Origin of the sequence: Bradyrhizobium sp. Arg237L (assembly GCF_029990105.1) — a bacterium.
Taxonomy (GTDB): Bacteria; Pseudomonadota; Alphaproteobacteria; order Rhizobiales; family Xanthobacteraceae; genus Bradyrhizobium.
In genome coordinates, this window is sequence record NZ_JAQMIL010000004.1 from 162,062 (window position 1) to 179,622 (window position 17,561).

The 17,561-nt window shown below is 61.4% G+C and carries 21 protein-coding genes; 17 read left to right on the forward strand and 4 right to left on the reverse strand.

All coding sequences use genetic code 11. The features are described from left to right. Positions 1–3 precede the first annotated feature (3 nt). The 3 genes from OZ411_RS03850 (at position 4) to OZ411_RS03860 (ending at position 1,908) form a co-directional block, all read left to right on the forward strand. Positions 4–384 carry a hypothetical protein gene (locus tag OZ411_RS03850; RefSeq protein ID WP_282526886.1) on the forward strand — a complete coding sequence of 127 codons (381 nt, stop codon included), beginning with the start codon at positions 4–6 and terminating at the stop codon, positions 382–384. 142 nt (positions 385–526) lie between these two features. Continuing rightward, a complete protein-coding gene (locus tag OZ411_RS03855) occupies positions 527–982 on the forward strand; it encodes a type II 3-dehydroquinate dehydratase (protein ID WP_282526887.1) in 456 nt (151 codons plus the stop codon). Continuing rightward, on the forward strand, positions 979–1,908 hold the full coding sequence (locus OZ411_RS03860) for a glyoxylate/hydroxypyruvate reductase A (RefSeq protein WP_282526888.1): 930 nt from the start codon (positions 979–981) through the stop codon (positions 1,906–1,908). Before OZ411_RS03855 ends, OZ411_RS03860 begins: the two co-directional genes overlap by 4 nt. Here OZ411_RS03860 and OZ411_RS03865 read toward each other — a convergent pair. Further along, positions 1,876–2,823 carry a LysR family transcriptional regulator gene (locus OZ411_RS03865; protein WP_130578103.1) on the reverse strand — a complete coding sequence of 316 codons (948 nt, stop codon included), beginning with the start codon at positions 2,821–2,823 and terminating at the stop codon, positions 1,876–1,878. The two genes, OZ411_RS03860 and OZ411_RS03865, sit on opposite strands and share 33 nt — an antisense overlap. A gap of 91 nt (positions 2,824–2,914) precedes the next feature. Here OZ411_RS03865 and OZ411_RS03870 point away from each other — a divergent pair, with 91 nt between their 5' ends. The 7 genes from OZ411_RS03870 to OZ411_RS03900 all read left to right on the forward strand — a co-directional run bounded on the left by OZ411_RS03870 (position 2,915) and on the right by OZ411_RS03900 (position 9,383). Further along, positions 2,915–4,369: a 4-hydroxyphenylacetate 3-hydroxylase family protein gene (locus OZ411_RS03870; RefSeq protein WP_282526889.1), complete on the forward strand. Its 1,455-nt coding sequence runs from the start codon at positions 2,915–2,917 to the stop codon at positions 4,367–4,369. Beyond that, entirely contained in the window at positions 4,366–4,872 is a 507-nt protein-coding gene (locus OZ411_RS03875) for a flavin reductase family protein (RefSeq protein WP_282526890.1), read from the forward strand. Before OZ411_RS03870 ends, OZ411_RS03875 begins: the two co-directional genes overlap by 4 nt. Positions 4,873–4,883: 11 nt before the next feature. Continuing rightward, entirely contained in the window at positions 4,884–5,291 is a 408-nt protein-coding gene (locus tag OZ411_RS03880) for a RidA family protein (RefSeq protein WP_282526891.1), read from the forward strand. A 189-nt stretch (positions 5,292–5,480) separates the two neighbouring features. After that, entirely contained in the window at positions 5,481–6,506 is a 1,026-nt protein-coding gene (locus tag OZ411_RS03885) for an ABC transporter substrate-binding protein (protein ID WP_282526892.1), read from the forward strand. Between the two features lie 78 nt (positions 6,507–6,584). After that, positions 6,585–7,439: an ABC transporter permease gene (locus OZ411_RS03890; RefSeq protein WP_282526893.1), complete on the forward strand. Its 855-nt coding sequence runs from the start codon at positions 6,585–6,587 to the stop codon at positions 7,437–7,439. Continuing rightward, positions 7,436–8,251, forward strand: a complete 816-nt coding sequence (locus OZ411_RS03895) for an ABC transporter permease (RefSeq protein WP_282526894.1) — start codon at positions 7,436–7,438, stop codon at positions 8,249–8,251. Before OZ411_RS03890 ends, OZ411_RS03895 begins: the two co-directional genes overlap by 4 nt. After that, positions 8,235–9,383 (forward strand): ABC transporter ATP-binding protein, encoded by a 1,149-nt coding sequence (locus OZ411_RS03900; protein WP_282526895.1) that lies wholly within the window; start codon positions 8,235–8,237, stop codon positions 9,381–9,383. Before OZ411_RS03895 ends, OZ411_RS03900 begins: the two co-directional genes overlap by 17 nt. Before the next feature lie 11 nt (positions 9,384–9,394). Here OZ411_RS03900 and OZ411_RS03905 read toward each other — a convergent pair whose 3' ends face one another. Then, a complete protein-coding gene (locus tag OZ411_RS03905) occupies positions 9,395–10,048 on the reverse strand; it encodes a DUF1028 domain-containing protein (RefSeq protein ID WP_282526896.1) in 654 nt (217 codons plus the stop codon). A gap of 39 nt (positions 10,049–10,087) precedes the next feature. On the opposite strand from OZ411_RS03905, the gene argE reads away from it, so the two are divergent. From argE to OZ411_RS03925, 4 genes are all read left to right on the forward strand, one after another. Further along, positions 10,088–11,263: an acetylornithine deacetylase gene (gene argE / locus OZ411_RS03910; protein ID WP_282526897.1), complete on the forward strand. Its 1,176-nt coding sequence runs from the start codon at positions 10,088–10,090 to the stop codon at positions 11,261–11,263. Beyond that, positions 11,260–12,273 carry an NAD(P)H-quinone oxidoreductase gene (locus OZ411_RS03915; protein ID WP_282526898.1) on the forward strand — a complete coding sequence of 338 codons (1,014 nt, stop codon included), beginning with the start codon at positions 11,260–11,262 and terminating at the stop codon, positions 12,271–12,273. The genes argE and OZ411_RS03915 overlap by 4 nt, the downstream gene beginning before the upstream one ends. After that, the gene (locus OZ411_RS03920; protein WP_282526899.1) at positions 12,266–12,886 is read left to right on the forward strand and encodes a glutathione S-transferase family protein; all 621 of its coding nucleotides are present in this window, start codon (positions 12,266–12,268) and stop codon (positions 12,884–12,886) included. The genes OZ411_RS03915 and OZ411_RS03920 overlap by 8 nt, the downstream gene beginning before the upstream one ends. Before the next feature lie 167 nt (positions 12,887–13,053). Then, entirely contained in the window at positions 13,054–13,479 is a 426-nt protein-coding gene (locus tag OZ411_RS03925) for a heme-binding protein (RefSeq protein ID WP_282526900.1), read from the forward strand. 274 nt (positions 13,480–13,753) lie between these two features. Here OZ411_RS03925 and OZ411_RS03930 read toward each other — a convergent pair whose 3' ends face one another. Continuing rightward, a complete protein-coding gene (locus OZ411_RS03930; protein ID WP_282526901.1) occupies positions 13,754–14,128 on the reverse strand; it encodes a LysR substrate-binding domain-containing protein in 375 nt (124 codons plus the stop codon). Beyond that, the gene (locus OZ411_RS03935) at positions 14,049–14,489 is read right to left on the reverse strand and encodes a LysR substrate-binding domain-containing protein (protein ID WP_282526902.1); all 441 of its coding nucleotides are present in this window, start codon (positions 14,487–14,489) and stop codon (positions 14,049–14,051) included. Before OZ411_RS03935 ends, OZ411_RS03930 begins: the two co-directional genes overlap by 80 nt. 694 nt (positions 14,490–15,183) lie before the next feature. Here OZ411_RS03935 and OZ411_RS03940 point away from each other — a divergent pair. The 3 genes from OZ411_RS03940 (at position 15,184) to OZ411_RS03950 (ending at position 17,452) form a co-directional block, all read left to right on the forward strand. After that, the gene (locus OZ411_RS03940; protein WP_282526903.1) at positions 15,184–15,711 is read left to right on the forward strand and encodes an STN domain-containing protein; all 528 of its coding nucleotides are present in this window, start codon (positions 15,184–15,186) and stop codon (positions 15,709–15,711) included. 98 nt (positions 15,712–15,809) lie between these two features. Then, entirely contained in the window at positions 15,810–16,424 is a 615-nt protein-coding gene (locus tag OZ411_RS03945; protein ID WP_282526904.1) for an RNA polymerase sigma factor, read from the forward strand. Continuing rightward, positions 16,421–17,452, forward strand: coding sequence for a FecR domain-containing protein (locus OZ411_RS03950; protein WP_282526905.1), 1,032 nt, complete (start codon positions 16,421–16,423; stop codon positions 17,450–17,452). Before OZ411_RS03945 ends, OZ411_RS03950 begins: the two co-directional genes overlap by 4 nt. The last annotated feature ends 109 nt before the right edge of the window (positions 17,453–17,561 follow it).

The window sequence follows — 17,561 nt, forward strand, 5'->3', positions numbered from 1 at the left end:
AGCATGCCGCGCTTCATCGGCGGCGATCAAGTCGCTTGGCCGCTGGCCCAACTCTTGCTTCTGACAGATGACAACAAAGTTATAGCTGGAGTTGGATTTGAAGAAAGTCCTGATTCAAAATGTCAGCAATTGGTGCGCGAAGGTCTGGCGCGGGATCAAGGATTCCGTCAAGCACGCCCCAATGCACTAGCCGGAGGCGAACCAAAGCTGGCGGCTCGGGGCTGCGAGCGTTTCCGGCTGCAAATCGTGCGGTCCACTTGGCTGTTTACGGCTGATCGCCTTCGATTGGTCGTCTCGTGCTTCTCCGCGGCGATATTGGTGTTTGGTGACGGCTTCGCCGTCAGTTGGTCTCTGCGAAGAAGATCAATCCTTGTGCCATACTGAAATCCGTCGAAGCGCATAGTTTCTTTTGATTTCTGCTGCGAAGAAAGGCTCTCTAAGCTTTTGCTCGCGCGGGGGGGGGGGCGGCGTCATGTTTGCCCCGAGCGATGCCTGATTTCCCTGCGACAGCTAAGAAAGCGCGGTTATGACCTCTGCCATCGTTTATTTCCTGAATGGTCCCAATGCGAATCTCTACGGGCTCGATAAGAGCGGCACCTATGGCCGGGAGAGTTTCGTCTCCATCAAGAAGCGCTGTGAAGATCACGCGGCATCACTTGGCCTGACCGTCGATTTCCGTCAGTCCAATCACGAGGGCGTTTTGGTGGACTGGATCCAGGAGGCGAGGGAGAAGGCGGAGGGCATCGTCATCAATGCTGCCGGGCTGACTTATTCCTCCGTCCCGATCCTCGATGCCTTGCTCGCTTTCGAGGGCCCGATCATCGAGGCGCATATGAGCAATATCTGGAAGCGCGAGCCGTTTCGTCATCACTCCTATGTTTCGCGAGCGGCGACGGGCGTGATCGCAGGGTTCGGCGCGCTTGGCTATGAACTGGCATTGACGGCGGTGTCGCGCCTGATCGCCGAAAAGGCGGCCCAATGACATCGGAGGTCATGGCGTTCTACAGCGCCTTCGATGACTTCGAGACGTGGCGTGATGCGCTTGCCGCAGAGGGTATCGATCTGCGCCAGGCAGACGACATCGCAAATCCCCTCAAGGTCAGGCAGGCGCTGGTGTGGAAGCCGCCGCATGGCTTTTTCGCCCGTTACCCAAATCTCGGGCTCGTGGTCAATCTCGGCGCCGGCGTGGATGCGCTGGTCGGACGCGATGATCTGCCGGATGTGCCGATCACCCGCCTGTCCGATCCGAAGATGGCGCGGATGATGGCCGGCTATGTGCTATTCGCGGTGACGCGTCATGCGCGCGATATCCCGGCCTTCGAGCGCGCTCAACGTGAGCGTCGTTGGCGCTATATTCATCCGCGCGATCCTGAGACCATCAAGGTCGGCGTGCTTGGTCTCGGTGAGCTCGGGCTGACGGCGGCGTTGGAATGCGCGCGGCAGGGTTATCGGGTGCGCGGCTGGTCCAACACGCTGAAGTCGGTGGATGGCATCGAGACCTCTGCCGGCCTGTCCGCATTGCCGGACATTCTGGGCGATAGCGACATCCTGGTCTGCATGCTGCCCCAGACGCCGCAGACCCGCGGCCTTCTCGATGCCGAACGGCTAGCGCAGATGAAGCCGGGCGCCGTCTTCATCAATGTGTCGCGCGGCAACATCGTCGATGAGCCGGCTTTGATCGAAGCGCTTCGTTCGGCTCATATCGCGGAAGCGACGCTGGACGTCTTTGCCTCCGAACCATTGTCACCGGAGAGTCCTTTGTGGGCGATGGACAATGTTCTGGTGACGCCGCATCTGGCATCGGTGGCGCTGCCGCGGTCAGCGGCGCGGCAGATCGGCGAGAATGTGCGCCGGCTTCGGGCCGGCCAGGAGCTGCTAAGCCGCGTCGATCCCCGACGGGGCTATTGAGCCCGGCGCGAACTGGCCGCCAACGGCAAAGGCCTCGCGCGCGTAGTCGGCAAATGTCTGCACCGCCGGCCGCAGCGCATGACGCTTCAGGCGGAGCGCCATGACATGCGTCGGCGGCAGTTTCTCGGTGATGGGCACCACCGCGACGCGGCTGCCATCATAGCCGATAGTGGTGCGCGGAACGGCGTTATGGATCGAATATCCTTGGCCGTGCCCGATCAGTCCGCGGATCAATTCGAATGACCGGGTCCGGAACGAGATGCGCGGTTCGATGCCCGATGCCGTGAACAGGCTGGAGAAGTAATCGCGCGAATGCGGCAGATCCAGCAGGATGAACGGTTCGTCGCGCATTTCGGTCAGGCTGATCGAAGACCGGGTCGCCAAAGGATGACTGGCCGACAGGACGATATAAGGCGGCAATTCGCAGAACTTTTCGCCGATGATTTCATCGGGGACGGCAAAGGAATAGGACAGCGCCAATTCCGTCCGCCCAGAGATCAAGCCGTCGATGATCTCCTGCTGGTCGCCTTCCTCCAGTTTCACCGAGATGCCTGGCTGGCACACGCGAAAGCCGGCCAGCAGCCCAGGCATGAAGCGCGTCGCAAGCGTCAGGAAGCTGCCGACCACGATCTCGCCATGCAGGGTACTGCCAAGCGATTGAGCGCTTTGGGCAAAATCGCGAGCATGGTTGAGCAGCAGCCTCGCGTCATTCACCAGCCGCTGGCCTGCCGGTGAGAGCGTCACACCCTTCGCGAGGTGACGGACGAATATCTGGATACCGAGTTCCGCCTCCATCTGGCTCACCGCGGCGGAGATCGAGGGCTGAGAGACGTTCAGGCGCTTGGCCGCCTCCGTCACGCTGCCCGCGTCGGCTGTCTCAACAACGTAGCGTAGCGCCCGGAGCGAGAACTTCATCGCATTTTCCTATGCATCTCCAAACATAAAAATATTTTTCTTATGATAGGCCCTCCGGCACCTTGTCGTCCAGTCGAACAGGAGCCGATCAATGATCCGCACGGGTGAAGAGTACAAACAGGGCATTCGCGATGGTCGCGAGGTCTGGGTCGATGGCGATCGCGTCAACGATGTGACCACTCATCCCGCGCTGAAGCCGATCATCGATATCAAGGCCCGCATGTACGATATGGCGCATGAAGAGCGCTACAGCGGCGATCTGACCTATGTCGAAGGCAATGAGAAGCATTCGATCTTCTACCGGCCGCCGACGGAACAGAAGGACTGGCACGACAAGATCAAGGCTGTCGACCATGTGATGAAGGATATCGGTGGCGTCGTCACCCGCGTGGGCGACGAGACGATCGGCGAGATGTGGTCGCTCACCGACGGGCGCGACGTGCTGGCCGAGATTGATCCGCGCTTCGCCGCCAATATCGACCGGCATATCCGCGCCGTGATCGAGAAGGACGTCTTCCACGTCTCGGCCAATACCGACCCGAAGGGCGATCGCTCGCTGCCGCCGCAGCAGCAGGATCCCGACCTTATGGTTCACGTTGCCCGCGAGACCGATGCGGGCATCATCATTCGCGGCGCGAAATACGAAACCGCGGCCGCCTATGCCGATCAGGCCTATCTGAAGCCGACCGTCGGTGCCTGGGCGAATGAAAAGCTGTCCGACTACGCGGTGGGCTGCATCGTCAAGATGGGCGCGCCGGGCGTCAAGCATATTTGCCGCTCTGGCTTCGCCAATCGCAGCAGCGCCAAGGATTATCCGCTCGCCAACCGCTTCGACGAAGTCGAGGCGCTGGTTGTCTTCGACGACGTTCTGATCCCGTGGGAGGATGTATTCTTCTATCGTCATACCCGTGCGGCGCAGTTTGTGCGCTCGACACTGCACCGTTATTCGGCATTCCCCTATGTGCTGCGGTTGCTCTACACGGCCGACATGATGATCGGCGCGGCGATGTGGAACGCCAAGCAGACCGGTCTGGACAAACTGCAATCGGTGCGTGAGAAGCTCGCCGATCTCGTTTGCTATCGCGAAGGCATCAACGCGCATCTCACCGCCTCGATCGCTATGGCGGAGAAGAGCCCCGGCGGTCTTCTGATGCCGCAGCAATCGATGCTCTATGCCGGCCGCGTATTTGCCTGTTCGCAGCTTCCGGCGATGATGCACGTCGCCCGCGAGCTGTGCGGCGGCCAGATCTGCATCACGCCGAATGCCGATGCGTTTGAGGCCGAGGGTAGCGGTAAGTGGCTGAACAAGTTCTATTCGCTCAATGAGCAGTGGCAGGCCGACGATCGCCGCAAGCTGCTCGCTTTCGCGCGCGATCTGCTGAACTCCGACTATGCCGGCCACCGCCTGACCTTCGTGCAGTTCGCGCAGGCGCCGCACTTCAATCATCTGGCGGCCGTCTACAACAGCTTCGACTTCGCCGGACCGCTCGACTTCGTGAAGAAGTCGGCGGGTCTGTCGGACCGTATCAACGGGGGACAATCGTGAGCCGTGCGTCTCACGACGTCGTCGCCGTCGATGAATTTCGCGACGCGATGCGGACGACCGCGTCGGGCGTCGCGGTGGTGACGACGGATGGTGAGGCCGGCCGGGCCGGTGTCACGGTCTCGTCGTTGTGCTCGCTATCGATGGAGCCGCCGTCGGTGGTGTTCAGCGTTCACCGCGACAATCGCAGCCTCGCTCTGCTGCTTGCCAATGGCGTGTTCGTCGCCAATGTTCTGTCCGATGCGCAGGAGCGTGTCGCCAGCAGCTTCGCCGGGCTGATCCCCGAATTGCGCGACAACCGCTTTCTCGCCGGCGAATGGTCAGAACTGCTCACCGGAGCGCCAGCGCTCGATGGTGCGTTGTGCAATTTCGATTGCCGCGTGGCCAGCCTGTTCGATTTCGGCTCGCATCGCATCGTCACCGGCGAGGTGCTGAATGTCCGCAAACAAGCCGCGCTGCCCTTGCTCTTCTGCGATCGCACATTCCGTCGTCTCGCTGCCGCCTGAGGATTTGGTTCATGACCCATCAGCGTTTCCGCAAGTTCAATACCAAAGACGCCTATCCCGAGCAGAGCCTCGACAACGATGTCTGCATGGTGGTGCGTGCCAACAACACCGTTTATGTGCGTGGCCAGACGGCGATGGATCTCGACGGCAAGATCGTCGGCATCGGCGATGCCGCTGCGCAGACTGAGAATGCCATGTTTTGCGCCAAGGTGCTGCTTGAAGAGGCAGGTTCGAGTCTGCAGGACGTGGTGAAGATCGTCATCTACATCACCGATCGCGCCTATCGCGAGCCGGTCTACCGGGTTGTCGGCAAGTGGTTGAAGGGCGTCTACCCGGTTTCGACCGGAATTATCGTTCAGGGACTCGCCAAGCCCGAATACATGATGGAAATCGACATCATCGCGGAAATTCCGACGTAGCACTGTGTCGATCTTCGACGCGGAAGTATAGCTACGATCATTCTGAAATCAGATCTTTCGAATGAAAGGTCAACGGAGTCTTTTGCGCTGGAAATACTTGAAAATATTGCCGAATTCGCTCGCTTGGCATGGTGTTTGCTTTTCTCTCGGGGTCATAATTCTTGTGAGGGTCCCGAGATGAAGCGCGCCTTGAAGTTTACTGCATTGATGTTGCTGTCGACGCTCGCGATCGGCGCGCAGGCATCCGCCCAGGAGAAGCTGGTCGTCAGCACCTGGGGTGGAAGTTTCCGCGATCTGATCGATGAGGCGATCGCGAAGAAGTTTACCGCCGAGACCGGGGTCAAGGTCGAATACATCACCGGCGGCACGATCGACCGGCTGAATCAGGCCAAGCTCGCCGCAGCCAAGCCCGAGAGCGACGTCACCTTCACGACGGCCCATGTCGGCTGGCTCTATGCCAACGACAATCTGTTCGAGAAGCTCGACATGGCGAAGATTCCGAATGCCAGCCATTTGGTCGAGCAGGCCAGGATCAGCCCGTACCACATCGGCGCCTGGGCCTATGTCTACACCATCGGCTATTTGCCTGACCGGCTACCCAAGGGCGTCAGCTTCGACAGCTGGGAAGGCCTGTGGAATCCCGCGCTCAAGGGCATGATCTCGTCGCCCGATTTCGACCCGAGTCATGTGATGGTCGTTGCGGCCAAGCTGTCGGGCGGTGATGCTGCGAATTGGGAAGTCGGCGAAGCCAAGATGAAGGCGCTGAAGCCGAACTACAAGGCATTCTACACCAATGACGCCAACAGCCAGCAGCTGTTCGCCACCGGTGAGACGCCAGTCCAGGTCGTGCTGTCGATGAATGCCTATTACATGCAGAACCAGGGCGTGCCGATCAAGCTCGTGATCCCGAAGGAGGGCGCGGTGCTCGGTGTCGACACCATGGCCATCACCAAGGGTTCGACTAAGGCGGAGCTGGCCTACAAGTTCATGAACATCGCCCTCGATCCGGAAGTTCAGGCCAAGATCGCCGAACTGAAGAAGGGCAGCCCGGTGGTCGACAATGCCAAGCTCAAGCCCGAGATCGCCTCTTTGACCGGCGTCTTCTCCACGCCGGATCAGTGGGCGAAACAGACCCTGTTGATCGACGCCAAGCTGCGCGCCGAAAAGACCGGTACCTGGCGCAAGTGGTTCACCGAGAACATCATGGCGCCATAACATGGTCCTGGTCGCGATCCGGCTGATACCGCCGGATCGCGGTCCATCGCTTTGTGTTTGCCCACGTCGAGTTTGTCCATGAACACACGTCCGTTTCTGGGTTGGTTCGTTTCGCCGGCCGGCCTCGTCGCTGTGGCCCTGGTCGCGGCGATGCTGGCCGTCTTTCAATATAGCGTCCGGGCCTATATTCCCGGCTCGCTCGAAGTCGGTGGGTTCACGTGGCAGAATTTCGCGGCCATGCTGCGGCCGCTCTATGCTTTGGCATTCTGGAATACAGTGTTGCTGTGTTTCGAGACGGCGGTGTTCACGCTGATCCTGGCCTATCCGCTGGCTTATGCGCTGGTGCGCACCAATAGCTCGGCGCTGCGCTCCCTTATTCTGATCGTGTCGGTCACGCCGCTGTTTCTCGGCGAGGTAGTGCGGACCTATTCTTGGATGATCGTGCTCGGCAACAACGGCTTTCTGAATACGCTGCTGCTCAAGCTCGGTCTGCTGGATCGTCCGGTGCAGATGATGTTCACCGCTGGCGGCGTGGTCGCTGCGCTGGTGCATGTGACCATGCCGATCATGGTGATCATGCTGGCCGCAGCGCTCTCTCATATCGACCGCAACTACGAGAAGGCCGCCGAAAGTCTCGGCGCCGGTCCGGTCCGCGTTTTCCTCACCATTACCCTGCCGCTGTCGATGCCCGGAATCGTCGCCGGCTTCTCCACGGCCTTCGCATGGACGTTCAGTGCTTTCGCGACGCCGCAGCTGATCGGCGGCGGGCGTGTCAGTACGGTGTCGACGCTGATCTATCAGCTCGGCTTCTCGTCCTTCAATTTCCCCTTTGCCGCGAGTCTCTCCATCATTGGCCTCGCATTGTCGCTGGCCGTGATCACCTTGCTGAAGAAGGCGGCGAGCCCACTCGAACGTATGGCGGGCACGACATGAAGCGATCTCCCGGCACCCTGCTGCTTCGATGGTCGGGACGCATCCTCGTCGCCGCCGTTCTCCTGTTCGTGCTGCTGCCGGGCATCGTGGTGGCGATTTCGGCCTTCAACGACCGTGCGATCCTGGCGTTTCCTCCGCAATCATGGTCGCTGCGCTGGTTCTGGCGCGCGTTCTCTTATGCCGATTTCGCCAAGGGCTTCTGGAACGGCCTGACGGTGACGGTGTGGGCGTCGAGCATTGCGCTGGTGGTCGGCTCGGCCTTCGCCTTCGCCATTCACCGCTACAAATTCGCGCTCAGGAATCTTCTCGAAGGCATTTTGCTGTCGCCGCTGATCATCCCGCACTACACAATCGGCCTCGGCGTTCTCATCCTCGCCTCGCAGACCAATGTCGGGCGCGGCTTTCCACTCGTCATCTTCGCCCATGTGGTCATGGTGCTGCCTTTCGTGATGCGCAGCACTTACATCTCGCTGGAGAATCTCGACAGCCGGCTCGAACTGGCGGCGTCCAGCCTTGGTGCCACGCCGCTGCGGATCCTGTTCACCGTGACGATCCCGCTTTTGATTCCGGGCTTGCTGAGCGGCTGGCTATTCGCAGCAATTCTATCCTTCAACGAATTCACGGCGACTCTGTTCGTCAGCAGCCAGGCCACGCAGACGCTGCCGGTCGCCATGTACAATTACGTCCGCGAATTCGCGGATCCCACACTGGCCGCCCTGTCGGTCATCTACATCGTCGTGACCGCGACCTTGCTCACGATCGCCAATTCCTTCCTGGGCCTCGGAAAAATCCTGAATGTTGATGCGCACTAATCAGATGGCTGCGAACACGTCAGTCGCCGGAAGCGACAAAGGCCGTCCGGCCGTGCAGCTCGACGGCGTCACCAAGCGCTTCGGCGATTCCATCGCGCTGCACGAAGCCTGGCTGAAGATCGGGTCGAGCGAGTTCATGACCTTGCTGGGACCGTCGGGTTGCGGAAAGACCACGCTGCTCAATCTTGTTGCGGGCTTTCTCGAAGCGGATGGTGGCGAGATCTTTATTGAAGGTGCCCTGGTCACCGAAACGCCTCCGCACATGCGAGAGATCGGCATCGTGTTTCAGAATTATGCGTTGTTTCCGCATATGAGCGTCGCGAAGAACGTCGCTTATGGACTGAGGACCCGCGGCGTCGACAAGAATGAGATGGCGCGCCGTGTCGACGAGGCGCTGGCGCTGGTCAAGCTCTCCGGTTTCTCAGACCGCAAGCCCCGGCAGTTGTCGGGTGGTCAGCAGCAACGTGTTGCGCTCGCGCGTGCGCTCGTGATCAGGCCGAAGGTGCTGCTGCTGGATGAGCCGTTCTCGGCGCTCGACAAGAATCTGCGTGGTTCCATGCAGGTCGAGCTCAAGCAGATTCAGCGCGAGCTCGGCGTCACCACGATCTTTGTTACCCATGACCAGGGCGAGGCGCTGTCGATGTCGGATCGCATCGCGGTGATGTCGGCCGGACGCATCCGCCAGATCGCCGCGCCTGATGATATCTATCGTCGTCCCGCCGATCGCTTCGTCGCGTCCTTCGTCGGTGATGCCAACGTTCTCAACGGTCGGCTCGTCGAGCGGAGCGGCGACGCAGCGGTGGTCTCGATTGGTGATGTGCGCGCGAGCGTTCCTGCAGCATCCATTGCTGAAGTATCGATTGGCGGTTCCGTGGACGTCTTCGTACGGCCGGAACATCTTTCCGTGACGTCGCGAGGGGCATCGGGATCGCTGCCTGGCACTGTGATGACGCAGGTGTTCCAGGGCGGCCATGTCGATCTCTATATCAACGCGCCGGGTAGCGCGCGCGATCATATTTTGCTGCGGTCGCCGGGTATTGCGGCGCTGTCGTCCTGTCCGGTCGGAGCCGAGATCGGATTGTCGATCGGCTCCGACGACATCGTGGCGTTTCCGCCGGGCGAGGCGCCGTGAGGCGTCTGCGTCTAGAACGACGGCGCCGCGCCCGGATTCTTCGCGCGTGCGACATAGTCTTTCTGCTGCGGCCGATAGCGCTCCCACAACGCGCGCAACTCACCGATCGGCGCGTCGTGCCAGTCGACACGCAGGTCGACGACCGGCCAGTCGAAGAGGTGAGCGACATGCAGGCCCGCGGCATGCTCGTCGTCAGTCTCACCGCCGGCATCGAGGCCGGCTTCGAGCGCCGACATCAACCGCTCCGCCAGTGGCTGGCCAGCGGTCGCCTCGAACCGCGCGATCATCGTGCCGGGCACCTTGTCGTCGGCGAGCAGATTGCCAAGCGCGAGGCAGCCAGCGCCTTCGGCAATTGCCGTCGTGGCCAATGCCTGAGCGCCGGAATGCCAAGCCACCTGACCGTAACGATCGATCACGCCGACCTGTCGCCATGCTGGCTGCGGTGTGCCGAGCGTGAGGCTGTTGAGGACGGCAGCGGCACCGAGGCCCTGACGCAGCAGCGCAAGTCCGGTCGGGCCGAGCGCCGGGTCGGTCACATTCTGCGACACGACGAGGCCCAGAGGTCCGACCCACGCGCAGCGCGCCGGCACCGCGATACTGGACGACGTGATGGCGATGCCGAATGCGCCGGTCTCCGGACAGCGCGCCGAGATAGAATAGGTCATCGTGATGCTCCTGTATTCGTAAAAGTAATGGAAGTATAGATGATCGAAAAAATAGCTCAAATACTTTGCGAGCTAATCAGCATTGAAAGTATAAGCTCGAATTCCAATCTCGATATCATCGAGTATATCGAACAGATACTTGCGTCATCGGACGTGACGGCGTGTCGCGTGCCGTCGCCTGACGGACGCAAGGCGTCGCTGCTCGCGACCATCGGTCCGGCGGACCGAGCCGGTGTCGTTCTGTCGGCACATACGGACGTCGTGCCGGTGGAGGGGCAGGCCTGGACGGTGCCGCCATTTGCCGGCGTCATCCGTGATCAGCGCGTCTATGGTCGCGGCGCGACTGACATGAAGGGCTTTCTGGCTGTCGTTCTCTCCGCCGTGCCGCGTCTCAAGGCGGCGGCTCAGGCTGTTCCGGTGCATTTGGCGTTTTCCTATGACGAGGAAATCGGATGCCGTGGCGCGCCGGATCTGGTGCGTGCACTGATGCAGTCCGTCGCGCCGCCGGCGCTCGCCATCGTCGGAGAGCCGACCACGATGCGCGTCGTTCGCGCGCACAAGGGCAAGGTGGCGCGTCGCTTGACGGTGATCGGGCGCACTGGCCACTCGGCGATGCCGCATCGCGCCACCAATGCCGTCGATTCCGCGGTGGCGATCGCTCATGCGTTGCGCGGTTTCGCCGATCGGGAGGTCGCACGCGGCGGCGATGCGGCCTTCGACCCGCCATTCACCACCATTCATGTCGGATCGCTGCATGGCGGCAGCATGGTCAATCTCGTGCCCGAACGCGCCACGCTGGAATATGAGATCCGCACCATGCCGGGCCGTGACGCCGGCGAAATCCTTGCACGGATCGATGAACTGGTTGCGCGCGAGCGTGATCGACTTCGTGACAGCGCGCCAGAGGCCGACATTATCTCCGAAGAACTGTCGGCCTATCCCGGCCTGGATACCGGTGCCGATGCGCCTGCGACACGTCTGGTTGCGCGACTTGCAAGCGATACGCAGCCCGCGACGACAGTAGCATTCGGCACCGAGGCTGGCCTCTACGCGGAAGCGGGCATCCCGACGCTGGTTTGCGGACCCGGCGATATGGCGCGCGGGCACAAGGCCGACGAATGGATCGGCTTTGATGAACTCGCCGCTGCGAGCGCGATGATCGACAGGCTGGCCGTTCTGCTGGGTCGGCCGAGTGCAGACTGGATGCGGGAATGAACAACGGAGTTTCGACAGTGACACCCACCATGCAGGCCATCATCGCAACGCAGGCGGGTGGTCCCGACGTGCTGATGCAGGTCGCGCGACCCGCGCCCGTGCCCGGTCCCGGCGAAGTCCTGATCGAGGTCGCCGCGGCCGGCGTCAATCGCCCCGATCTGATGCAGCGGAGCGGCGCCGTCCCGCTGCCGGCAGGTGTCACCGATGTGCTCGGGCTCGAAGTTGCAGGGCGCGTGGTCGATGGCGACGCCGACTTGCGCGGTCAGGCGGTTATGGCACTGGTCAAGGGCGGCGGCTATGCGCGCTATTGCCTTGCCAAGGCATCGCATTGTCTCGCTGTGCCCGAGGGCCTGACGATGGAAGAGGCGGCAGCCCTGCCCGAGGCGCTCTTCACCGTCTGGCACAATCTGTTCGAGCGCGGTCGGCTGTCGAAGGGGGAGGCCGTACTGGTGCATGGCGGCGCCAGCGGCATCGGCACGGTTGCGATACGCATGGCCATCGCCCGCGGCGCCACGGCCATCGCGACGGTCGGCAGCGACGCCAAGAAGAAGGCAGTCGAAGCGCTGGGCGCCACCGCGATCAATTATCGTACCGACGATTTCGTTGCCGCAGCGCGCGATGCTGCCGGCGAGCGCGGCGTCGATGTCGTGCTCGATATCGTCGGCGGTTCTTACGTTGCACGTAATCTCGACGTGCTGGCGCCGGGCGGACGCCATGTCAGCCTGTCCTTCATGGAGGGTGGTGTTGTCCCGATTGATCTCGGGCTGGTGATGCGGAAGGGATTGTATCTGACATCGTCGACGCTGCGACCGAAGTCGGATGAGGAGAAGACGGCGATCGCCGCCGTGCTCCGCGCCGAGGTGTTGCCGCTGGTCGCGTCTGGCGTGGTGAGGCCGCTGATCTGGCGGCAATTGCCACTCAGTGACGCCGCACAAGCCCATCGCATTCTCGAAGCCAACGAGAACATCGGCAAGGTGTTGCTGCTGCCGACGGGAGACGCTCATGAGTGATGCCATCGAACTGTTTTATGCGCCGACATCGCCCTATGTCCGCAAGGTCATGGCCTGCGCGATCGAACTCGGCATTGCTGATCGCATCGTGCGGCTGCCGAGCGCCGCGCATCCGTTGAAGCGCGATGAGAGGATCGCCATTTTCAATCCGCTCGCCAAGGTCCCGGCCGCAAAACTGGCGGATGGAACGCTGCTATTCGACAGCCGCGTGATCTGCGAGTATCTCGATGATCTCGGAAAAGGTTCGCTGTTTCCGCGCGGGCCCCAACGCTGGCAGGTCCTCACCGAACAGGCCCTCGGTGACGGCCTCCTCGATGCCGCCCTGCTGACCCGCTACGAGAACATCTGCAGAAGTGATGAGCATCGATCGGCCGACTGGATAGACGGCCAGATGACCAAGATCGCCGCAGCACTCGATCAGATGGAAAACACGGTCGCTGAATTCGGCGCACGCATCAGCATCGGCAGCCTCACCATTGCCTGCGCGCTTGGCTATCTGGATTTCCGTTTCGCGTCATTCGACTGGCGTGCAACGCGGCCGGCGTTGGCCGTTTGGTTCGAAACCATGTCGTTGCGTCCGTCTTTGCGAGACACGTTTCCAACGGATGGATGATTGAGACATTCGTCGGGAGTATGCCTCCGCACGCTTCACCGAGCCGTACGGCTAGCCTGGCACGATGCAGGAGATTCAGGCGGCGGCATAAGCTGACCCATTACGATTACAATGAAATGACGGCGCGTCCGTCTTGCGCGCAAGGCATGATACCGGAGCTATCGAAAATGGCGACGACCAAACCCTCTCTCAAATTGACACATGACGGCGCGCTCAAGGCGTTGGCTGGCGCGATAGCCAAAGCGGAAGAGCTTAACGCAGCGCAGAACATTTCGATCGTCGATGACGGCGGCAACCTTCTGGCATTTGTTCGGATGGATGGCGCCAAACTGCTGTCACGGGAGACCTCGATGTCCAAGGCCATCACCGCGGCTTCACATCGTCAACCGACGTCGCGACTCGATCCGGCCAACGAGATCAAGCTTGCCATTGCGGGTGGGGGCCGGCTCACCAACCTCGAAGGTGGACTGCCAATCATTATAGCGGGCCAATGTGTCGGTGCGGTCGGCGTGGGGTCAGGCACCGGTGCACAAGACGTCGAAGTAGCCCGCGCCGCGTTGGCGGCGATCGGTGCGGAGGATCAAAAGCCATGAGCGAGTGCTCTTCTGGCGGCGCAAAGCGGACGTCTCCTGACCGCATGTCGGGACAAAAGCGAATCGATCCGTCTCCAGCGCAATGAATCGCGCGGGTTATTTTGTTCTGCGGCCTCCCGATATTGGCGCAACATATCGCGAAATGTGAACGGCTCACATTTGCGAAACGTGAGATGAACCGCCGAGCCAGCCTTAGGAGAATGGCTGCCAGTGTTAGCCGCAGATGCGGAAGCCGTGTTTGCCTACACGTCGGTTCCAGACAGTATGTCGAAGATCAGGTCGATTGATAGACCCTCCTGGCGATTTCACGCAACAGGTTGCGAAACCACCCAAGCGCGGGGTCCCCCGACCGGACGTGGTCCCAGACAAGAGTTAACGTCATCGGCTCGGCAATGAGTTGGCTCGGGGTCAGCACGAGGTCGAACTCGGGCGCAAAACGGCGCGCGAGCGCTTCCGACACTGTTGCTACGTGATCGGTTTCAGCCACCGTCGCCAGCGCCAGCATGAAATACGGCGTCGTCAGTCCGACGTGTCGTGAAAGCCCCCGGGCGGCCAGCATCGTGTTCATCTCAGACTGCCCGTCTCCGAAGATCGAAATGGCAACGTGCGGAAAGCGCTCGAGATCTTCCAGCTTCAGCGGCTTGCCCAAAAGAGGATGACGCGCGCCGCGTCACCAGAACCATGCGGTCCTGTCCGAGTACGAAGCTTTCCACTCCCGGCGGCAATGGACTCGTGGCAAGAGCCAGGACGAAGTCGAGCTCGCCCTTCTTCATGCGGGCAACGAGGCTGGGGCCATAGCCTTCCAGTTTGATCTGCGCCGCCGGCGCCTCCTTGGCGAGGCGGGCCATGAGCGGCGGCATCAGCCGGATGCAGTTCGCATCGGATATCACGAGGCGAATGAGGCGGTGTTCCTGCGCGGGATCGAATTCGTGCTCGCGAAACAGGCCGCGCACGTCACGCAGAGCATCTGCAAGCTGCGGCGCTAACCGCTCGGCCTTCGGCGTCAGCACGAGCTGCCCCGCGGAACGAACTAGAAGAGGATCCTCAAACAGGTGCCGCAAGCGGCCGAGCGCTTTGGGCGACATTTCGCAGAGGTCGGGTGTTGCGCCTCCCCGCAACCAACTGGAAAAATCGTCGGTTGAATTCGATCCAGCTTCAGGAGGGCCAACCCCAGAATAACCCCGGCTACGCCAGAAACGAACGGGGACAATCGCTAACGTACGGAATTAAAAATATTGGTTTTTCAACGTTATACGCAGCAATAACCGGGTTCGGGACGCAATGCGTGGTCAGGCTACCGCCTGAAAAAGCAATGAGATGGTTGCACGTCCCGCGACTTGAACCTATTCGGGACCACTTCGATGGCGATAGTTCGCGCGAACGGAGGCTTTCGGGTCGCGAATAGACGGCGGAGTTTCTGAGAGCTGGCTGATTTTTGCCAACGAGGCTCCAAAGGATCGGGCCAGGCGTGCGGGAGCGGCAGCTCCTGGCGCAAAGCGGACGTTGGCGTCAATTCTGCTGAGGCTTTCGAATTTCCTCGAAGGATCAGAAGTTGAGCCGTCACGGCATTGTCACACGTCACCGATACCTACGGTCCGGATAGCCGCACGAATGCAAATGGTCGGACCCCGCCATTTGTAAAGGTTGTGCTTTGACGACGACGCCATGGCAGGGCGGCGGTGTGGTACGTGTAACTGCGGGCTCATGATGCGCGTCTTCCTGCTACTGAATAGCGCAATGCTGGCGATTTCGCTCGCGTCTCCTGCTCATGCTGCCGAAGGGTTTGTGGATTTCAACATCCCCGTGGCTCCGCTCGATCGGGCCTTGGAGGCATTCGGCAGGATATCAAAAGAACAGTTGTTGCTGGACGCATCGATAGCGGACGGCCGGCTATCAAAGGCGGTTGTGGGAAAATTCACACCCGAGGCGGCGCTCCGTCAGATGTTGTCCGGCAGCGGGCTCACTGTTCGTGCCGTCGATGGCCAAGGATTTGCAATTGTTCCTGCTGCAATTGCGGCTTCATCGACTGCCCAGCAAGAGGCACATTCTTCGTCCGCGCATCGATTCGAATCTTATTCTGCGACGATCCAGACCGCATTAGGGAGAGCACTGTGCGGGCGGGCCGACACCATGCCGGGAGCTTATCGCACCATGGCACGGTTGTGGATCGGAATCGGTGGCACGGTCGGACGGAGCCGAATTGCTGACCTCCTCGGGCGATGCGGACCGTGACGCACAACTGACGGCCCGGTTCCGCGGCCTTGCCATCGGCGCGCCGCCCGCCGGTCTGCCGCAGCCGATTACGCTGCTGGTGACTTCAGAAGGCACGAGTGCAGATTATTGCGCCAAACTCGGCGCCGGCCCGAGCGCTGCCGCTGTTCCCGATGACAGATAACTTCTTCGCGGCGCTGCGCCGGCTCCTGGTGGATGATTATCATAACCTGCGGGAGCGATTGGCGCGGCGCTACGGATCGGCCGATTTCGCCAGCGAACTGCTGCACGAAGCGTGGCTTAAGCTCGACCGTGCGCAGGCCGGGGGCTCGGCGATGGTCGTGCGCAATCCCCGTGCTTATCTTTATCGCGTCGCCATCAATCTGGCTGCGGATCGCGGTCGCACCGAACGTGCGCAGGTCACCGTCGCTGAACTCGACGCATTGCATCGACGGGCCCAAGACGATCTCGATCCCGGCAGGATCGCCGAAGCGCGGATGGAAGTGCAGTCCCTCTCGGCCGCGATCAACGAACTGCCGCCGCGCCGCCGCGCGATTTTCATCGCGGCGCGGCTGGAGGAGTTGCCCTACAAGGAGATCGCCACCCGCCATGGCGTCACCGTGCGGGTCGTCGATCGCGAATTGAGCCTTGCTCTGGACTATCTCGGCGATGTCCTGAACAAAAATCGTAATGTCGGGGGCGGAACCGGCGCTCGAGAACCGTCTTCGACATGATGAAAGACCTGGAAGCCACCCACTCCGATCCAAAACCGCCGGCGCTAATTCGTGGCGCGTCGGATCCATCGCTGCGTGCCGAGGCGCTCGGATGGCTGCGTTTGCTCCATAGCGGCCAGGCGACTGCAGGGGACGTGGTGGCATTCGAGCATTGGCGCGCCATCAGTCCAGCCCATGCCGCCGAATTTGCCGAGGCGTCGCTGCTATGGACTGTGTTGCGCGATGCCGCGCATCAGGCCGAGCGGGCTTCCGCTACCACACCTGTAGGCGCGACGGTGATGCGACCGAATTTCCGGCCGAGTCGGCGCGGTTTCCTGATCGGCGGCGCCGCTTTGGCTGCATCGGCAGCCGGCGTGGCGGTAGTCAGGCCGCCGCTCGATCTGTGGCCGTCGGCGATGGAATTGGCGGCCGATTATCGCACCGGTATCGGTGAGCGGCGCCAGGTCGATCTTCACGACAAGGTAGCGGTCGAGCTCAATACACGGACCAGTCTCGACGTCCGATCGCCACGCGACGGCGACGTGCAACTGGAATTGCTGGCAGGCGAGGCAGCCATCGCCAACCGGCCCGGGCAGGCGGCTTACATCACCGTGCTGGCAGGTTCCGGACGCGTGATGACGGGCAGCGCGTCGTTCGTCATCCGCAAGACCGGCTCGGATGTTCGTGTCAATTGTATCGAAGGCCACGTCGACGTCATGTGTCACGACAAGGCATTCACGCTCGCTTCCGGGCAACAGGTCAAATACGACGCGAACAGCAACGGCGATGTCGCAGCGGCTGATCCGGAACTCGTTACCGCCTGGCAGCGCGGCTTGTTGGTGTTCCGGCGTGCGCCTTTGGCTGATGTCATCGACGAGGTCAATCGTTATCGCGCCGGCCGCGTCGTATTGCTTGACGCGGCGCTTGCGCGGCGCCAGGTGGTGGCCAACTTCCGGCTCGACCGGATCGATGACGTCATCGATTTTATATCCAAGGCGATGGATTTGCGCGTCCGCACGCTCCCTGGTGGTGTCGTGCTAGTCGGCTGACCATCAGAAGCATCCTGCGATACGGAACGCACGAAAAAAAAGTCGTCGTTTCGGTGGAAACTGCATCCGGCATCCGTCTTCTCAACGAAACCGATATTTGTTTCCGCGA

What these genes read in the sequence shown, in the direction of transcription:
- OZ411_RS03850 (WP_282526886.1), top strand. Translation starts at nt 4, where the DNA reads ATGCCGCGCTTCATCGGCGGCGATCAAGTCGCTTGGCCGCTGGCCCAA.
- OZ411_RS03855 (WP_282526887.1), top strand. Translation starts at nt 527, where the DNA reads ATGACCTCTGCCATCGTTTATTTCCTGAATGGTCCCAATGCGAATCTC.
- OZ411_RS03860 (WP_282526888.1), top strand. Translation starts at nt 979, where the DNA reads ATGACATCGGAGGTCATGGCGTTCTACAGCGCCTTCGATGACTTCGAG.
- OZ411_RS03865 (WP_130578103.1), bottom strand. Translation starts at nt 2,823, where the DNA reads ATGAAGTTCTCGCTCCGGGCGCTACGCTACGTTGTTGAGACAGCCGAC.
- OZ411_RS03870 (WP_282526889.1), top strand. Translation starts at nt 2,915, where the DNA reads ATGATCCGCACGGGTGAAGAGTACAAACAGGGCATTCGCGATGGTCGC.
- OZ411_RS03880 (WP_282526891.1), top strand. Translation starts at nt 4,884, where the DNA reads ATGACCCATCAGCGTTTCCGCAAGTTCAATACCAAAGACGCCTATCCC.
- OZ411_RS03890 (WP_282526893.1), top strand. Translation starts at nt 6,585, where the DNA reads ATGAACACACGTCCGTTTCTGGGTTGGTTCGTTTCGCCGGCCGGCCTC.
- OZ411_RS03895 (WP_282526894.1), top strand. Translation starts at nt 7,436, where the DNA reads ATGAAGCGATCTCCCGGCACCCTGCTGCTTCGATGGTCGGGACGCATC.
- OZ411_RS03900 (WP_282526895.1), top strand. Translation starts at nt 8,235, where the DNA reads ATGTTGATGCGCACTAATCAGATGGCTGCGAACACGTCAGTCGCCGGA.
- OZ411_RS03905 (WP_282526896.1), bottom strand. Translation starts at nt 10,048, where the DNA reads ATGACCTATTCTATCTCGGCGCGCTGTCCGGAGACCGGCGCATTCGGC.
- argE (WP_282526897.1), top strand. Translation starts at nt 10,088, where the DNA reads ATGATCGAAAAAATAGCTCAAATACTTTGCGAGCTAATCAGCATTGAA.
- OZ411_RS03915 (WP_282526898.1), top strand. Translation starts at nt 11,260, where the DNA reads ATGAACAACGGAGTTTCGACAGTGACACCCACCATGCAGGCCATCATC.
- OZ411_RS03920 (WP_282526899.1), top strand. Translation starts at nt 12,266, where the DNA reads ATGAGTGATGCCATCGAACTGTTTTATGCGCCGACATCGCCCTATGTC.
- OZ411_RS03925 (WP_282526900.1), top strand. Translation starts at nt 13,054, where the DNA reads ATGGCGACGACCAAACCCTCTCTCAAATTGACACATGACGGCGCGCTC.
- OZ411_RS03940 (WP_282526903.1), top strand. Translation starts at nt 15,184, where the DNA reads ATGATGCGCGTCTTCCTGCTACTGAATAGCGCAATGCTGGCGATTTCG.
- OZ411_RS03950 (WP_282526905.1), top strand. Translation starts at nt 16,421, where the DNA reads ATGATGAAAGACCTGGAAGCCACCCACTCCGATCCAAAACCGCCGGCG.